We start from the raw sequence: 15,063 nt of genomic DNA, 5'->3' as shown, positions 1-15,063 counted from the left end.
AGTCCTCCCATGAGCCAAGCAACCCTCTCCTCCAGCCGTGTGCGGCACGGGCTGGCGCCGTGGGCGCGGATCGCCGGTCTCGCCGTGTGCGCGCTGCTCACCCTCGGCCCGGTGGTGTGGACGGTGTCCACCTCGCTGCGCACCCCCGCCGAGGCATTCGACCTGCCGCCGCAGCTCATCCCGTCGAACCCCTCCACCGAGGCCTACCGCGGGGTCTTCGACCAGATCGACGTCTGGCTGCTGGCGCTCAACTCCACGCTGGTCACGGCGTTGATCGCCGTCGGCCAGATGATCACGGCGGGCCTGGCGGGTTACGCCTTCGCCCGGCTGGAGTTCCGCTTCAAGAAGCCGCTGTTCGGCCTGGTGCTGGCGACGATGATGGTGCCGTTGCAGGTCACCATCGTGCCGGTGTTCCTGGTGCTGAAGTCGATGAGCCTGACCGACACCCTGCTCGGGCTGATCATCCCGGCCTTCCCGACCGCGTTCGGCACGTTCCTGATGCGCCAGTACTTCCTCGGCATGCCCAAGGACCTTGGTGAGGCGGCGATGCTGGACGGGGCCGGGCCCTGGCGGACCTTCCGGTCGGTGTACGCCCCGCTGGCCGCGCCCGGCCTCGCGATCGTGGGCGTCCTGGCCTTCAACTACCACTGGAACGAGTTCTTCCGCCCGCTGATCCTGGAGACCTCGGGCCAGAACTACACGTTGCCGCTGGGGCTGGTCTCCCTCCAGGGCAACCTCGGCACCGGCTCCATCTCCGTGGTGCTCGCCGGTGTCGTCCTGTCCATGATCCCCGCCGTCGCCGTGTTCGTCGTCGGCCAGCGCCCTCTGCGTGAGGGCATCACGTCCGCTGGAGTCAACCGTTGAGCCTCGCCGCTCCCCCGCACGACCCGCACGCCCCGCGCTTCCGGGTCCGCCCGCCCGCCAACTGGATGAACGACCCCAACGGGCCCTTCCGCTGGCGCGGCCGCCATCACCTCTTCTACCAGCACAACCCGGATGCCCCGGTGCACGCCAACGTCCACTGGGGCCACGCCTCCAGCGCCGACCTCGCGCACTGGGAGCACCATCCGATCGCGCTCACCCCCACCCCGGGCGGCCCGGACGAGGCGGGCTGCTGGTCGGGGTGCGTGGTCGACGACGGGGGCGTGCCGACGGCCGTCTACACCGGGGTCGACCGCGACCACACCGGGCTCGGCACGATCTGTCTGGCCCACGCGGCGGACCCGGACGATCCCGCGCTGACCGAGTGGACGCCCCTGCCCACGCCGGTGGTCACGGGGCCGCCCGATGACCTGGACGTGGTGATGTTCCGCGACCCGTTCGTCTTCCGCCACGAGGGCCGGCGCTGGGCGCTGGTCGGCGCGGGCCACGCCGACGGCACGCCGTCGGTCCTCCTCTACGACTGCGACGACCTCACCGACTGGCGGTTCGCGGGTGTGCTCCTGGACGGCCACGACCCGGCCGCCCGGGCCACGTTCGGCGGCCGGGCCACCGGCTGGGAGTGCCCCCAGCTGTACGCCGCGCGGGACGGCGGGTGGGTGCTGGTGGTGTCCCTGTGGGACGGCCACCCGTGGACCACGGGCTACCTCACGGGCCGCCTGGACTCGGACCTGCGCTTCAGAGCCCGCACGGGCGGACTGCTCGACCACGGCCGTGACTTCTACGCCCCCGCCGTGCTCCAGGAGCCGGACCGGGCCCTGATGTGGGGCTGGTCGTGGGAGGCCCGTGAGCAGGGCGAGGCCGGCTGGGCCGGTGTCCTCACCGCTCCCCGTGTCGTCGACGTCCATCCGGACGGGGCGCTGCGGGTGTCCCCGGCGCCGGAACTGCACCGGCTGCGGGCCGCCGAGCCGTTCGTCACCGCCCCGGGCCGGACCGCGCTCCCGGCGGCCTACGACCTGACGGTCGGCGCCCGCACCCGCACCACGGTCGGTCTGCTGAGGTCGGCCGCGGGCGACGAGCTGACGGTCACCCTGGACCCGGACGCGGGCACGGTGACGCTGAACCGGGACGGGTGGCCCCGCGAGGAGGCCGCGGCACCGGTCGTCGTCCCGGTGCCGCCGGGCGAGGAACTCACCCTGCGCGTCCTCGTCGACGGCTCGCTGTACGAGCTGTTCGTGGGCGACCGGGCCACGGTCACCGAGCGCGTCTACGCCCGCGCGGACGACATCGGGGAGTTGAGCGTGCCACCCGGCGCGACCGTCACCGGATGGGCGCTGGTCCCACCGACGCGCGGCTGATCACCGGGCAGGCCAGGCGCCGCACCGTGGCGGGCGGGGTCCGGCCGGTGGCGAGGGAGTCGAGGAGCAGCCGCGCGGCGGCCTCCCCCATCGCCCGGTGGGGCAGCGCAATGGTGGTGAGGGGCGGCGCGAGGTGCGCGGCCATGTGCTCCTGGTCGTCGTAGCCCACCACCGACAGGTCGCCGGGGACGGTGATGCCGAGCCGGGTCGCGGCGTGCAGGACGCCCGCCGCGACCCGGTCGTTGTAGGCGAAGATCCCGGTGGGCCTGAGCTCGGGCGGGGCGTTGTCCAGGAGGCGTGCGGCGCCCTCGTAGCCGCCGGAGATCTCTCCTCCGGTGCGCACCACCCAGTCGCGCGGGACGGTGATGCCCTCGGCGCGCAGCGCGTCGCGGAAGCCGCGCAGCCGCTCCGCGGAGGCGATGTCGTCCTGCCCGCCCACGAGCGCGACCCGCCGGTGGCCCTGCTCCAGCAGCAGCCGGGCCGCCGTACGGCCGCCGGCGCGCTCGGCGGGGATGACGGCGGGCAGCGAGTCGTCCTCGGGCAGGCAGTTGGCGAGGACGGAGTGGGTGCGGTGCAGGCCCTCGGGGACCCGGACGCTGCGCAGCGACATGGCGGCGTAGATGATGCCGTCGACGCGCCGGTCGAGGAGCTCGGCGACCGCGGCGTCCTCCTTGTCCGGGTCGCCCCCGGAGTCGACGGTGAGGACCAGGTGCTCGCTGGCCCAGGCGGTGTCCATGGCGCCGCGCAGCAGTCGTCCGGCGAACGGGGAGGAGGCGATCTCGTCGGTGACCAGTCCGATCACGGCCGTACGGCTGCGGCGCAGGCCGCGGGCGACGGGGTCGGGCCGGTAGCCCAGCTGGGTGGCGGCCTGCCGGATGCGTTCCTGGGTCGCGGGCGAGAGGTTGCCGGCGGCCCGGCCGTTGAACACGAAGGACACGGCGGTGTGCGACACGCCGGCGAGCCGTGCGACGTCCCGTGAGGTGGGTCGTCCCGATCCCGTCGCCTGCTTCTCCTCGGCGCTGCCCATGCCGTCCGCCGCCTTCATTCCCCCACCCGTCCGGTTGATCATTGCTCACCCTATCCGTGACGCTGGAGGGACGACACAGTCAACGGGAAGGTCCGACGGTGATCAGCATCCCGACATACACGCTCAACGACGGAACGACGCTCCCCGCCCTGGGGCTGGGGACCTGGCCGCTCGGCGACGACGAGGCGCAGCAGGCGGTGCTCTCGGCCCTGGAGGTGGGCTACCGCCTGATCGACACCGCGACGAACTACCGCAACGAGACGGGGGTCGGCCGCGCCGTGGCCTCCGGCGTGGTGCCGCGCGAGGAGATCGTCGTGACGACGAAGCTCCCGGGCCGGCACCACGGCTACGAGGAGACCCTCGCGTCCTTCGAGGAGTCACGGGCCCGCCTGGGCCTGGAGTACGTCGACCTGTACCTGATCCACTGGCCGCTGCCGCGGATGGACCGGTACGTCGACTCCTGGAAGGCCATGATCAAGCTGCGCGAGGAGGGACTCGTCCGGTCGATCGGCGTCTCCAATTTCACGGCCGGGCACATCGAGCGGCTGGAGAAGGAGACCGGGGTGCTGCCCTCGGTCAACCAGATCGAGCTGCACCCGATGCTGCCGCAGGAGGAGCTGCGCGCCTTCCACGCGGGCAAGGGCATCGTCACCGAGAGCTGGAGCCCGCTGGGGCGGGGCACGGACCTGCTGGAGGACCCCGCAGTGGCGCGGATCGCCGAGGCGCACGGGGTGTCGCCGGGGCAGGTCGTGCTGCGCTGGCACGTCCAGCTGGGCGCGGTACCGATCCCGAAGTCGGCGAACCCGGAGCGGCAGCGCGCCAACATCGACATCTTCGGCTTCGAGCTGAGCGAGGACGAGATGCGGGCCGTCGCGGACAGGCCGCGGCGCAGGCTCGGCGGGGACCCCGAGGTGCACGAGGAGTTCTGACGGGTACCCGGGGCGCCCGAAGCAGGAAGGAGCCGCAGGTGGCCGAGCGGGACCGGCTGCGGGACTACCGCGGCAAGCGCGACTTCGAGCGGACCGGCGAGCCCCGGGGACACGGTGGGTCCGCGGGTGAGCGGCCCCGGTTCGTGGTGCAGATCCACGACGCGAGCACGATGCACTTCGACTTCCGGTTGCAGGTGGACGACGTGCTGAAGTCCTGGTCGGTCCCCAGGGGCCCGTCGGCCGACCCGAAGGACAAGCGGCTGGCCGTGCCCACGGAGGACCATCCGCTGGAGTACGAGGAGTTCGAGGGCGTGATCCCCCGCGGTGAGTACGGCGGCGGCACGGTGATCGTCTGGGACCACGGCACGTACGAGCCGCTGAGCCACGACCGCGCGGGCCGGCCCGTCGACTTCGCTCAGTCGCTGGAGCGCGGGCACGCCACGTTCCGGCTGAGCGGTTCCAAGCTGCACGGCGAGTACGCCCTGACCCGGTTCCGCGGCGGGCGGGACGGCGAGGGCGAGCAGGCCTGGCTGCTGGTGAAGCGGGCCGAGGGCTCGGCCCGTACGCACGGGGCTCCCGATTCCCGGCGAGCCCGCTCGGCCATGTCCGGCCGCACGCTCGGGCAGGTCGCCTCGGAGGCGGCCGGGGACTGAGCCGGCCGGTCAGAACAGCGGTGCGAGGGACCGTTCGCACCAGATCGTCTTGCCCCGGGTGGTCTGCCGGCTGCCCCAGCGCTGGGTGAGCTGGGCGACCAGCAGCAGCCCCCGGCCCCCTCGTCGTCCTGGTGCGCCCGCCGCAGGTGGGGGGAGGTCGAACTGCCGTCGGACACCTCGCAGATGAGGGTCTGGTCCCTGTCCCGGATCAGGCGGAGCTGGATGGGCGGGGCGCCGTACCGGATGGCGTTGGTGACCAGTGCGGCGGGCGCGGTCAGGGCGCGGCACAGCTCGGCGGTGGCGTGGTCGACGTCGCGGGCGCGGTCCTCGACGAGTCCGTCGGTGGAGAGGGAGACGACGGAGCCCTCGGGCAGCTGGAGCTCCGTCGCCTCGAACGGCAGGCCTCCCACGCCCAGCGGGGGGCCCGCGCTCATGGGGATCAGCCGGGCGGATCCGTCGGGCAGCACCAGGGCGGGCGCGGGGTGCCCGGCGGCGGCCATTTCAGCCGGCGTGTGACGGGGTCGTAGACGGCGTAGAGGCAGGTCGCGCCGAGTTCGGCGACCCCGTCGCCCTGGTCGTCCGAGGCGAGATGGGTGATCAGGTCGTCGAGGTGGGTGAGGAGCTCGTCGGGCGGGAGGTCCACGTCGGCGAAGGTGCGGACGGCCGTGACCAGCCGGCCCATGGTCGCCGTCGAGGGGAGGGAGGTCTCCCCGCGGCCGGGCGGCGCGGCGGTGATCACGTATCCGCTCGCCTCGCCGTCCGGGCCCGTCAGGGCGCAGGCCCTGGCCCGGAGTCCGACCTGGTGGCCGTCGCGGTGCCGCACTGTGACCGTGCCGGCCCGCGGGGCCACGGCCTCGGGTGGCACGGCCTCGGCGAGCAGCTCCCGGGCGGCGCGGCCCACGGCCTCATGGGCCGGATGGCCTGTCAGCCGCCGGGCACCCTCGCTCCACCCCGTCAGAATGCCGCGTGCGTCGATGGTCGCAGCAGCGGAGGCGTCCTCCATTCGTCCAGGATCATCCCTTTACCGCCCGCTATCAACCGCGAGGCGGTATGCGTGAAGGCGTCAGGGCCGGTGGGCGCGCAGTGCGGTGAGCGCCCGGTCGGCGTGTGCGTTCATGCGCAGTTCGCTGCGGACGACGTCGAGGACGGTGCGGTCCTGGGCGATGACGAACGTGGTGCGCTTGGTGGGCGCCAGGGAGAACCCGCGCTTCACCCCGAACCGTTCGCGGACCGCGCCGTCGGCGTCGGACAGCAGCGGCATGCCGAGGCCGTGCCGTCCGGCGAACTCCTGCTGGCGCTCGACGTCGTCGCCGCTGATGCCGACGGGGCGGGCCCCGACGGCGGCGAACTCGGCGGCGAGGTCACGGAAGTGGCAGGCCTGGGCGGTACAGCCGGGGGTCAGGGCGGCCGGATAGAAGAAGAGCACGACGGGGCCCTCGGCGAGCAGCTCGGACAGGCTGCGGACGGTGCCGGTCTCGTCGGGCAGGGCGAAGTCCTCGGCCTTGTCCCCGGTCTCCACGCGCGCGGTCACGACCTGCCCCCGGCGTTCCGGGCGACGCCGCGGGCCCAGAGCACGAGCGGCACCTGCAGGGGCAGGCGTCCGAAGGCGGCGGCCTTCTGCGGGGTGGGGTGGTGGCGGAAGTCGGCGGCCATCTTGACGTTGGCGGGGAACACCCCGACGAAGAAGGCCGCCGTGGCCAGCGCGGCGGCCTTGCGGGTGCGCGGCAGGGCCAGGCCGGCGGCCAGCGCGAGCTCGGCGGCGCCGCTCGCGTAGGTCCAGGCCCTCGGCGTGCCGGGCAGGCCGCGCGGGACGATCGCGTCGAACGGGCGTGGTCGGGCGAAGTGGGCGACGCCCGCGGTGGCCAGGAGGCCGGCGAGCAGCAGGGGCGAGCGTTCGGACCGGGACACGGTTCCTCCTCTGAAGGCCTGCCGCGCATTATTACCGGTCGGTAGTCGGGTCAGTTCACCGGGTCCCGGGAGTGCCGGTGGTGGCTGCCCGGGGTGTAGCCGAAGGCGCGGCGGAAGACGTCGATGAAGGCGCTGGCAGAGGACCAGCCGCAGCGGTGGGCCACGGTCGTGACGGGCAGGCCGTCGGCCAGCATCCGCAGGGCGTGGTAGAGCCGCGACTGGGTGCGCCACTGAGGGAACGTCATGCCGAACTCGCCGCGGAAGAGCCGGCTCAGGGTCCGCTCCCCCACCCCGGTCGCGGCCCCGAGTTCGGCGAGGGTGCGCACGTCGGCCGGGTCGGCGTGCACGAGGGCGCAGACGGCGGCCAGGCGCGGGTCGGCGGGGGTGGGCAGGCGCAGCGGCTGCTGGGGCGAGTGGCGCAGTTGGTCACGCAGGACGGCGCGCAGCCGGCGGCGCTCGGGGCTGTCGTCGCCGGGGTCGCGGGTGTAGGCGAGGATCAGCTCGCGCAGCAGGGGGCTGACGGCGAGGACGGCGGGGTGGTCCAGGCGGAGGGGGTTGTCGGTGGCGGGCAGGCCGACCAGGTGCAGGTCGAGCCGGCCGTGGGCGCGATGGGCGTGGACGGTGCCGGCGGGGACCCAGATGGCGCGGGTGCCGGGGGCGAACCAGGTGCCGGCGTCGGTGGTGACGGCGACGACGCCGGTGCCCGCGTAGACGATCTGGTGGTCGTCGTGGCGGTGGGCGTCGATGCGCTCGCCGGCGGTGAGCCGCTGGGCGCGGGTGGGGGCCGTGGGAGTGTGGCGGATGTTCGGCACAGTCCGGCAGATTATCGGAAGCGGGCCACACGGCCGGCGGAAGACGATCGCCGGGTGACCACTTCGAGACGCGTTCGACCCGTCGCCCTGATGTCCTCGGGGCACGCCTGTGTGGATGTGTACCAGGGGGCCGTGGCCGCCCTGGTCCCGTACTTCGTCGCCGAGCGTGCCTACTCCTATGCCGCCGCCTCGGGCGTCGTCCTGGCGGCGTCCCTGCTGTCGTCGCTGGTACAGCCGCTGTTCGGGGTGCTCACCGACCGGTGGGCGATGCCGTGGCTGCTGCCGCTGAGCGCGCTGACGGCCGGGGCGGGTGTCGCCCTGAGCGGGGTGACCGGCTCCTACGCGCTGACCCTGGCGGTGGTGGCCGTGTCGGGGGTGGGGGTGGCCGCCTACCATCCCGAGGCCGCGCGGGTGGCGCGGGTCGCCGCCCGGGGCCGGCACACGGCCATGGGCTGGTTCTCCTTCGGCGGCAACGCCGGCTTCGCCCTGGCACCTCTGCTGGTCCTCGCCGTGGTGGGCACGGGCGGGCTGGGCGCCTCTCCCCTGCTGGTCGTCCCCGCCCTGGCGGGGGCGGCGCTGTGCGCGGCGGCGGTGCGCTCGGCGGGGTCCGGCGCCGGGAGTTCCGGTGCGTCCACCGCCGTCGGCGAGGACGACTGGCCGTCCTTCCTGCGGCTGTCGGGGGCCGTGGTCTGCCGCTCGGTGGTGTTCGTCGGCCTGAGCACGTTCGTCTCCCTCTATGTGCGGGAGCGCACCGGTGGCGGGGAGGGGGCCGGTACGGCGGCCCTGTTCGTGCTCTACGCCGGTGGCGCGGTCGGCACGCTGGCCGGGGGCCGGCTGGCGGAGCGGTACGGGCGGACGGCGGTGGTGCGCCGGTCGTACGCCCTGACGGTCCTGGCCGTGGCCGGGCTGGTCCTGGTGCCCGGGCCGCCGGTGTACGTGTTCGTGGCCCTGACGTCGGCGGGCCTGTATGTGCCGTTCTCGCTGCACATCACGCTGGGCCAGGACTTCCTGCCCCGGCGCGTGGGCACCGCGAGCGGGGTCACGCTGGGCCTGACGGTGAGCGTCGGCGGCCTCGCGGCCCCCGCGCTCGGCGCCCTGGCCGACGCGACGTCTCTGCGCACGGCCCTGCTGCCCCTCGTCGCACTGCCCGCGCTGGGCCGGCTGCTGCTGTGCCGTCTGCGCGAGCCGGCGCCGGCGGTGGCCGAGCGGGCGGATCCGCGGGATCCGGTGGCGCCATGAAGGGGTGACGGGCGCTCAGGAACGGCCAGACGGCGCGTCCGACCGGGGGCGGGGCTCCGGCGGTGCCGCGCCGTGCACGCCGTGACGGGCCCGGCCCGGCCGGGGGCTCACACCGTGCCGGCTCGGGCCGACTGGGGTTCGCCCTCCTCGTCGACGGAGTGGGCGAGGAAGTCGTCGACCATGCGGTGGAAGAGCGTCGCGAGGTGGCGCAGCTCCTCGGGCGACCAGTCCGAGAGGGCCAGCTGCATGCCGCGGACCCCGGCGTCGCGGACCTTGGCGATGGCCTCGCCGCCGGCGTCGGTGAGTTCGATGCGCTGGGCGCGGCGGTCGTCCGGGTCGGGGACGCGGGTGACGTACCCGGACTTCTGCAACTGCTGCACCGTGCGCGTGACGTGCGAGGCCTCCACGCCCAGCCGGACGGCGAGCTCCCCGGGCCGCAGCGGCTCGGAGTCGGCGATCTGCCGGAGCAGCGCGACGGCGGCACGGTCCAGCGGCACCCCCGCCAGGGCCATCAGCCGGTCGTGCTGCCGGGCGCGCGTGCTCAGGTAGGTGATGCGGGTGAGCGCGCGCTCGATCTCGATCACTTCCGGGGAGGGGGCGCCGGGGAGCAGTGGTGTGGACATGAGCACCAGACTACCATCTCGTTGCGTAACTCAACTAAATCGTCGCGGGGCGCCGTTCAGGGGAAACAGGCCGCGAACACGCGTGAGCGCCGGCCGGCTCGTCGACACCTCACCCGTGGACCTGCCGCTGATCCCGCCCATGCTCGCCACGTCCGGCACCCTGCCGCCCGCCGCGCAGGACACGCGCTGGGCCTACGAGACCAAGCAGGACGGCCAGCGCGTGGTGGTCTATCTGCCCGGGGACGGCAGCGTACGGCTGCGTGCCCGCTCCGGGGACGACATCACGGCCGCCTACCCCGAACTCCGGCCGCTGGGCACCGCGCTCGGCACCACATCCGCCGTGCTGGACGGCGAGATCATGGCGCTGGACGACCAGGGCCGCGCCAGTTTCCAGCTGCTCCAGTCCCGGATGGGTCTGGCGCACGCACCCGCGAGGGCCGCCCGGCGGGCCGCGGAGGTCCCGGTCCATCTCGTGCTGTTCGACGTGATGCACCTGCAGGGCCAATCCCTCCTCAGGGTCCCCTACGTACGACGCCGCGCGACGCTGGAGGACCTCGGCCTCTCCGGCCCCTCCTGGTCGACCCCGCGGGCCCTCGTCGGACACGGCGCCGAAGCCCTGCGCGCCACCCGGGAGCACGGTCTGGAGGGCCTGGTCTGCAAGCGGCTGGACTCGGTGTACGAGCCGGGCGTCCGCTCCCGGGCCTGGATCAAGATCCGCAACATGCGCACCGAGGACGTCCTGGTCGGCGGCTGGCAGCCGGGCAAGGGGCGGCTCACCGGCCTGCCCGGCGCGGTGCTGGTCGGGCAGCGTGCCGCCGGACGGCTGCGCTACGTCGGCAGCGTCGGCACCGGCTGGAGCGAGGCCGAACGCACGGAACTGGCCGGGCTGCTGCGGGCCGCCGCGACCGACGTGTGCCCCTTCGATCCCGCCCCGCGCGCTCCGGGTGCGCACTGGGTCCTGCCCCGCCTGGTCGGCGAGGTCCGCTACAGCACCCGCACCCGGGAGGGGATGCTGAGGCAGCCGTCCTGGCTGCGGCTCCGGCCCGACCTGGCACCCGAGGACGCGGCGGCCGACATCCCGGACGACCTGGCCTGAAACGGCGGCCGACGGCCAACTGTTGGTCTGTGATTCACCGTTGAGACCCGCCACCCCTCTTGGCATGGACGCGTTCAGCCTGGAAGCTGAACCTCCCTTTCCCCCACAGCCGTTGGGCTGCGCCCGGACCGAGGAGGACGCAGTGTCGTCACGCCCGTTCGCCCACCACCGCAGGAGATGGTTCGCCGGAGCGGCCGGTGCCGCCGCCCTCGTCCTCGCGGTCCCCGCCACGGCCTACGCGGCCCCGCCCTCGGCGCTGCCCGCCAACGCGGACACGCTGGAGCAGACGTACCAGCCCGCCTACGACTACGACACCGACGGCTGCTACTCCACGCCCGCGATCGGACCGGACGGCACCGTGAACGGCGGGCTCAATCCGACCGGCGCCCTGAACGGCAACTGCCGGGACGCCTCGGACCTCGACAACACCAACGGCTACGCGCGCTCCAAGTGCAACAACGGCTGGTGCGCGATCCTGTACGCGCTCTACTTCGAGAAGGACCAGGCCGTGGCCGGGAGCAGCATCGGCGGCCACCGGCACGACTTCGAGCACGTCGCCGTGTTCGTGCAGGACAACCAGGTCAAGTACGTGTCGACGTCCAACCACGGCTCGTTCACCGTGCACGCGGCGTCCGCGATCCGCTTCGACGGCACGCACGCGAAGATCGTCTACCACAAGGACGGCATCAGCACGCACTGCTTCCGGGCGGCCAACGCCAACGACGAACCGCCGGAGAACCACAAGCGCACCTGGCAGTACCCGGCGCTGGTCGGCTGGAACGGCTACCCGGCCGGGGTGCGCGACAAGCTCACGTCCCACAACTTCGGCAGCGCCAACTTCGGCCTGAAGGACGCCGGCTTCGCCAACCATCTGGCGTCGGCCAAGCCCTCCGGCATCGCCTTCGATCCGTACGCCTGACGCCTGCGGGCCCGGTCCGGACCTCCGGCCGGACCGGGTCTCCGCCGCGTGATCCACCCGTTCCGAACTGACGCCCGACGCCCGGCAGTCGGAGGAGGTACGGCACGAACGCCCCCGCGAAAGGGTCTATCGTGGCCGCATGTCCGTCCCCGAACTGATTCGTATCGTCTCCCGCGACTCCCCCATGGCCCTCGCCCAGGTGGAGCGCGTCCGGGCCGAGCTGGCCGCCGCCCATCCCGGAGTGCGCACCGAGGTCGTACCGGTGAAGACCACCGGCGACAAGTGGATGGGCGATCTCTCCCAGGTCGAGGGCAAGGGCGCGTTCACCAAGGAGGTCGACGCGGCGCTGCTGGCCGGCGAGGCCGACCTCGCCGTGCACTGCGTGAAGGACGTGCCCGCCGACCGGCCGCTCCCGGCGGGGACGGTGTTCGCCGCGTTCCTCAAGCGGGACGACATCCGTGACGCCCTGATCCACCCGGGCGGGCTGACCCTGGACGAGCTGCCGGCCGGGACGCGGATCGGCACCTCCTCGGTGCGCCGCGTCGCCCAGCTGGCCGCCACGCATCCGCACCTGGAGTGCGTGCCGTTCCGCGGCAACGCCAACCGGCGTCTGGCGAAGCTGGCCGCCGGGGAGGCGGACGCCCTGCTGCTCGCGGTGTCCGGCCTCGAGCGCATCGGCCGTGAGGACGTGATCAGCGAGACCCTCTCGACCGAGACGATGATGCCGCCCATCGGCGCGGGTGTCCTGGCGTTGCAGTGCCGCGAGGACGACGCCGCGCTGATCGACGCGGTGAGCGGTCTCGGCGACCCGGACACCTACCGGGAGACCACCGCCGAGCGCATGTTCCTGCATGTGCTCCAGGGACACTGCAACAGCCCCATCGCCGGGTTCGCGCAGGTGGACCGCAGCGGCGAACTGTCCCTGCGGGCCTGTGTGTTCACCCCGGACGGCAAGACGCGGCTGAACGCCCACGAGTGGGCGGGCCGCCTCGACCCGGCCACGCTCGGCACCTCGGTCGCCGTGGCCCTGCTGCGACAGGGTGCCCGCGAGATCATCGACGGCATCCCGCACTGACCTCCGCGACGCCCTGACGCCGGATCAGGCGGTGCCTTCCTCCGCCTGGTCCCGCAAAAAGACGCTCACCTGGTGCGCCAGGCTGTCCCGCACCGCGCCCTGCTGGCCGCCGACGGCTCCCTCGTGCGCCCCGATGCCGCCCGCCCACAGCCGGCGCTCGGTCCACTCCTCCTCGACGCGCAACTGCACCTGGACGTCGACGAGGCTCAACGCGGCCTCGGCACCCGCCGCGTAGAGCACGGCGGTGGCCCGGCGCAGCGGATAGACGTCGAAGCCCTCGATGAACTGTGAGTTGCGCCAGTCGATGAAGGCGCTCTCCCCGTCCGGGCCGAGCCGGACGTCGATCTGGCCGTCCTCGAGGTGGACGCCGAGATGGCGGTTGCCGCGGTTCTCGACCGTCACCCGGAGGCAGAAGTACGTCAGCCCGTCGGCGGCGTCGTCCCGGCCGCGGGGCGGCTCGGCCAGTTCCAGACGGTGGACGCGGACGCGCAGACCGGCATGCTCGTCGTACTCCTGCCAGTCCCCGACCACGTTCGGCTCGTACACGCTGCACCCTCTCGACCTCTGAAGCTGCTTCCTATCTGTGGTCTCAGCGCACTGTCAAATGAGCAGAATGCGCTGTGGCCAGGCAGTTCATCCTTTTTGATCGGTGATCAAGCCGTGCCCAGCAATTATCCGGAACCGGACGGAGAAAGCGCTTGCACCGGCGTGCCGCACATCACTTCCACGAGTGAAGATCCATGGGCCGGACAGCCCAGCGGCCGAGGCCAGGGTGACGCCGAGCGCGGCCGCGACGAACAGGACCCGGAAGTGGTGAGGGGTGCCGAGAAGGAGCCCGTGCAGGGCGTCGGCGGCCCGCCGGGGGGCCGCGGGCCGGGCGGCTGCCGTCGTAGGCGCCGCCGGATCGGCCGCCGGACGCCGGCGAGCGCGTCGGCCGGCTCGTCGGGGAAGGTCTCCGCTCCATGCGGCCGATCGGCTCTGCGGCAGAGCCGATCGGCCCGGGGTGAGGTCGAGCGAGGTCAGGAGGCGCCCCGGAATTGCCGCGACCGCGAGAGCGCCCACGTCCCCCAAATGCCGTATTGTCTGAATTACTAGTGCTTCGGACAGGAGGCACGTGCGTGGGGAGCCGGCCGCCCGGGCCCCCGGTGCTTTTCCGAGAAGTCCGAGGCCGCGTTTCCCACGGTGTCTGTCCATACTCAGCACCTGCTCAGGGAGGTACGCACCATGCGTATCGCCGGCAGCACCCGAACGCACCCCCACGACGACGCCCCCGACACCGCCGCGGCGTTCGCGCGCCTCGCGCGGCTGCCCGAGGGGCCCGAGCGCAAAACCCTGCGGGACGAGCTTGTCGAGGCCTGGCTCCCCATGGCCGAGCGGATCGCCGTCCGCTTCCGGGGCCGTGGCGAGGCCCTGGAGGACTTGTACCAGGTGGCGGCTCTCGGCCTGGTGAAGGCGGTCGACCACTACGACCCGGCCCGCGGCAACGCCTTCGAGGCGTACGCGGTACCGACGGTCACCGGCGAGATCAAGCGCCACTTCCGTGACCACATGTGGACACTGCACGTGCCCCGCCGGGTCCAGGACCTGCGCAACCGGGTGCGGCACGCCTCCAAGGAGCTGGCGCAGACCACCCCGGGGCGCTCCCCCACGATCGCCGAGATCGCCGAGTACGCCCAGCTCACCGAGGGCGAGGTGCGCACCGGCATGGAGGCCCTGGAGTGCTTCTCCGCGCTGTCGCTGGAGGCGGAGATGCCCGGGACCGACGGGTACGCCCTCGGGGACGCGATCGGCGGGCCCGACCCGGCCTTCGACACCGTCGTCAACCGCGTCGCCGTCAGGCCCTGTCTCGAGGCACTGCCGGAGCGCGAGCGGATCATTCTCTATCTGCGGTTCTTCAAGGGCATGACGCAGAGCCGCATCGCGGAGCAGCTCGGCATCTCACAGATGCACGTCTCCCGATTGCTCAGCAGCTGCTTCGCCCATCTGCGTGAGGAACTGCTGGCCGAGGCCCGGTGAAAGCGGGCGCCGCCGGGGATCACAGTTGTGGCGGCGAGCCCGGGATCTGCGTCGGTCCGGCGCGATCCAGGGCCTCTTCCAGGGCGGCCCGGATCTCCTCGGGCATCACGCCCGTGCGCCCCCAGACGAGGATCAGTTCCGCGACGTTGCGCAGCTTGATGTTGGTGTGCTGGGAGACCTCCTTCAGCACGGCCCACCCCTGGTCGGGGGAGATCCGGCCGAGCGCGACGACCATGCCGATCGCCTGGTCCACGACGGCGTGGGAGGCGACCGCCTCCTTCAGCTGCTGGACCTCCTCCTGCAGCGCGACGATCCGATCCGAGCCTCCGTCCGTGGGCATGGTCACCTCCGGGTCCGGTGCGCCGCTGCGCCGGAGGCCCCAGCGGGTGCTTGAGTACCTTGACGCAGTGTCTGTCCCATCCATCGTCGTCACTCGGCCCGCCCGGTGCCACCGGGGCGGACCAGGCCGGACGCCGTTTCGGCGCCCCCGCCGGGGTACTCGGCAGGCGCCCACAGGGGTTCCGGTTGG

General features: G+C 73.2%; 16 protein-coding genes and 1 pseudogene. 9 read left to right on the top strand and 8 right to left on the bottom strand.

From position 1 onward, the window contains the following. The first annotated feature begins 9 nt into the window (after positions 1-9). Together IGS69_RS32990 and IGS69_RS32985 are read left to right on the top strand one after the other, a co-directional pair. Entirely contained in the window at positions 10-864 is an 855-nt protein-coding gene (locus tag IGS69_RS32990) for a carbohydrate ABC transporter permease (protein ID WP_030853770.1), read from the top strand. Next, complete coding sequence (locus IGS69_RS32985) at positions 861-2,237, top strand: glycoside hydrolase family 32 protein (protein ID WP_190904102.1); 1,377 nt, start codon at positions 861-863, stop codon at positions 2,235-2,237. The genes IGS69_RS32990 and IGS69_RS32985 overlap by 4 nt, the downstream gene beginning before the upstream one ends. On the opposite strand, the gene IGS69_RS32980 is transcribed toward IGS69_RS32985, so the two are convergent. Continuing rightward, positions 2,200-3,264, bottom strand: a complete 1,065-nt coding sequence (locus IGS69_RS32980; RefSeq protein WP_190904750.1) for a LacI family DNA-binding transcriptional regulator — start codon at positions 3,262-3,264, stop codon at positions 2,200-2,202. The genes IGS69_RS32985 and IGS69_RS32980 overlap by 38 nt on opposite strands. Positions 3,265-3,362: 98 nt before the next feature. On the opposite strand from IGS69_RS32980, the gene IGS69_RS32975 reads away from it, so the two are divergent. Together IGS69_RS32975 and IGS69_RS32970 are read left to right on the top strand one after the other, a co-directional pair. Next, entirely contained in the window at positions 3,363-4,193 is an 831-nt protein-coding gene (locus IGS69_RS32975; RefSeq protein ID WP_190904101.1) for an aldo/keto reductase, read from the top strand. Positions 4,194-4,231: 38 nt separating this feature from the next. Continuing rightward, positions 4,232-4,846 (top strand): DNA polymerase ligase N-terminal domain-containing protein, encoded by a 615-nt coding sequence (locus tag IGS69_RS32970; protein ID WP_190904100.1) that lies wholly within the window; start codon positions 4,232-4,234, stop codon positions 4,844-4,846. Positions 4,847-4,855: 9 nt separating this feature from the next. On the opposite strand, the pseudogene IGS69_RS32965 reads toward IGS69_RS32970, so the two are convergent. The 4 genes and pseudogenes from IGS69_RS32965 to IGS69_RS32950 form a co-directional block, all read right to left on the bottom strand. Then, positions 4,856-5,546: pseudogene (locus tag IGS69_RS32965) on the bottom strand (ATP-binding SpoIIE family protein phosphatase); the annotation flags it as partial. A gap of 363 nt (positions 5,547-5,909) precedes the next feature. Beyond that, the gene (locus IGS69_RS32960) at positions 5,910-6,377 is read right to left on the bottom strand and encodes a peroxiredoxin (RefSeq protein ID WP_269783198.1); all 468 of its coding nucleotides are present in this window, start codon (positions 6,375-6,377) and stop codon (positions 5,910-5,912) included. Continuing rightward, positions 6,374-6,754 (bottom strand): DoxX family protein, encoded by a 381-nt coding sequence (locus IGS69_RS32955; RefSeq protein ID WP_190904099.1) that lies wholly within the window; start codon positions 6,752-6,754, stop codon positions 6,374-6,376. Before IGS69_RS32955 ends, IGS69_RS32960 begins: the two co-directional genes overlap by 4 nt. A 50-nt stretch (positions 6,755-6,804) precedes the next feature. Beyond that, positions 6,805-7,566 (bottom strand): AraC family transcriptional regulator, encoded by a 762-nt coding sequence (locus IGS69_RS32950; RefSeq protein WP_190904098.1) that lies wholly within the window; start codon positions 7,564-7,566, stop codon positions 6,805-6,807. Positions 7,567-7,656: 90 nt separating this feature from the next. Between IGS69_RS32950 and IGS69_RS32945 the strand changes: the two genes are divergently transcribed. Then, entirely contained in the window at positions 7,657-8,805 is a 1,149-nt protein-coding gene (locus IGS69_RS32945) for an MFS transporter (RefSeq protein WP_190904748.1), read from the top strand. A 107-nt stretch (positions 8,806-8,912) separates the two neighbouring features. Here IGS69_RS32945 and IGS69_RS32940 read toward each other — a convergent pair whose 3' ends face one another. Beyond that, positions 8,913-9,428, bottom strand: a complete 516-nt coding sequence (locus tag IGS69_RS32940) for a MarR family winged helix-turn-helix transcriptional regulator (protein WP_190904097.1) — start codon at positions 9,426-9,428, stop codon at positions 8,913-8,915. 115 nt (positions 9,429-9,543) lie between these two features. Between IGS69_RS32940 and ligD the strand changes: the two genes are divergently transcribed. From ligD to hemC, 3 genes are all read left to right on the top strand, one after another. Further along, positions 9,544-10,524, top strand: a complete 981-nt coding sequence (ligD, locus tag IGS69_RS32935) for a non-homologous end-joining DNA ligase (RefSeq protein ID WP_190904747.1) — start codon at positions 9,544-9,546, stop codon at positions 10,522-10,524. A 142-nt stretch (positions 10,525-10,666) separates the two neighbouring features. Next, entirely contained in the window at positions 10,667-11,443 is a 777-nt protein-coding gene (locus IGS69_RS32930; RefSeq protein WP_190904096.1) for an NPP1 family protein, read from the top strand. Positions 11,444-11,582: 139 nt separating this feature from the next. Beyond that, on the top strand, positions 11,583-12,518 hold the full coding sequence (gene hemC / locus IGS69_RS32925) for a hydroxymethylbilane synthase (protein WP_190904095.1): 936 nt from the start codon (positions 11,583-11,585) through the stop codon (positions 12,516-12,518). 24 nt (positions 12,519-12,542) lie between these two features. Here hemC and IGS69_RS32920 read toward each other — a convergent pair whose 3' ends face one another. Then, positions 12,543-13,064, bottom strand: a complete 522-nt coding sequence (locus tag IGS69_RS32920) for a hypothetical protein (RefSeq protein WP_190904094.1) — start codon at positions 13,062-13,064, stop codon at positions 12,543-12,545. A 678-nt stretch (positions 13,065-13,742) separates the two neighbouring features. Here IGS69_RS32920 and IGS69_RS32915 point away from each other — a divergent pair. After that, positions 13,743-14,534 carry an RNA polymerase sigma factor SigF gene (locus tag IGS69_RS32915; protein ID WP_190904093.1) on the top strand — a complete coding sequence of 264 codons (792 nt, stop codon included), beginning with the start codon at positions 13,743-13,745 and terminating at the stop codon, positions 14,532-14,534. Between the two features lie 19 nt (positions 14,535-14,553). Here IGS69_RS32915 and IGS69_RS32910 read toward each other — a convergent pair whose 3' ends face one another. Then, complete coding sequence (locus tag IGS69_RS32910; RefSeq protein WP_190904092.1) at positions 14,554-14,874, bottom strand: ANTAR domain-containing protein; 321 nt, start codon at positions 14,872-14,874, stop codon at positions 14,554-14,556. Positions 14,875-15,063: the final 189 nt, after the last annotated feature.

Origin of the sequence: Streptomyces tuirus (genome assembly GCF_014701095.1) — a bacterium.
GTDB classification, from domain to species: domain Bacteria; phylum Actinomycetota; class Actinomycetes; order Streptomycetales; family Streptomycetaceae; genus Streptomyces; species Streptomyces tuirus.
The sequence above is the reverse complement of the archived record's forward strand: the minus strand, read 5'-3'. Positions and strand labels throughout refer to the sequence as shown.

Coding starts and splice junctions, on each gene's coding strand:
- IGS69_RS32990 (WP_030853770.1), top strand. CDS start 10: ATGAGCCAAGCAACCCTCTCCTCCAGCCGTGTGCGGCACGGGCTGGCG.
- IGS69_RS32945 (WP_190904748.1), top strand. CDS start 7,657: ATGTCCTCGGGGCACGCCTGTGTGGATGTGTACCAGGGGGCCGTGGCC.
- IGS69_RS32910 (WP_190904092.1), bottom strand. CDS start 14,874: ATGCCCACGGACGGAGGCTCGGATCGGATCGTCGCGCTGCAGGAGGAG.
- hemC (WP_190904095.1), top strand. CDS start 11,583: ATGTCCGTCCCCGAACTGATTCGTATCGTCTCCCGCGACTCCCCCATG.
- IGS69_RS32980 (WP_190904750.1), bottom strand. CDS start 3,264: ATGGGCAGCGCCGAGGAGAAGCAGGCGACGGGATCGGGACGACCCACC.
- IGS69_RS32915 (WP_190904093.1), top strand. CDS start 13,743: ATGCGTATCGCCGGCAGCACCCGAACGCACCCCCACGACGACGCCCCC.
- IGS69_RS32940 (WP_190904097.1), bottom strand. CDS start 9,428: ATGTCCACACCACTGCTCCCCGGCGCCCCCTCCCCGGAAGTGATCGAG.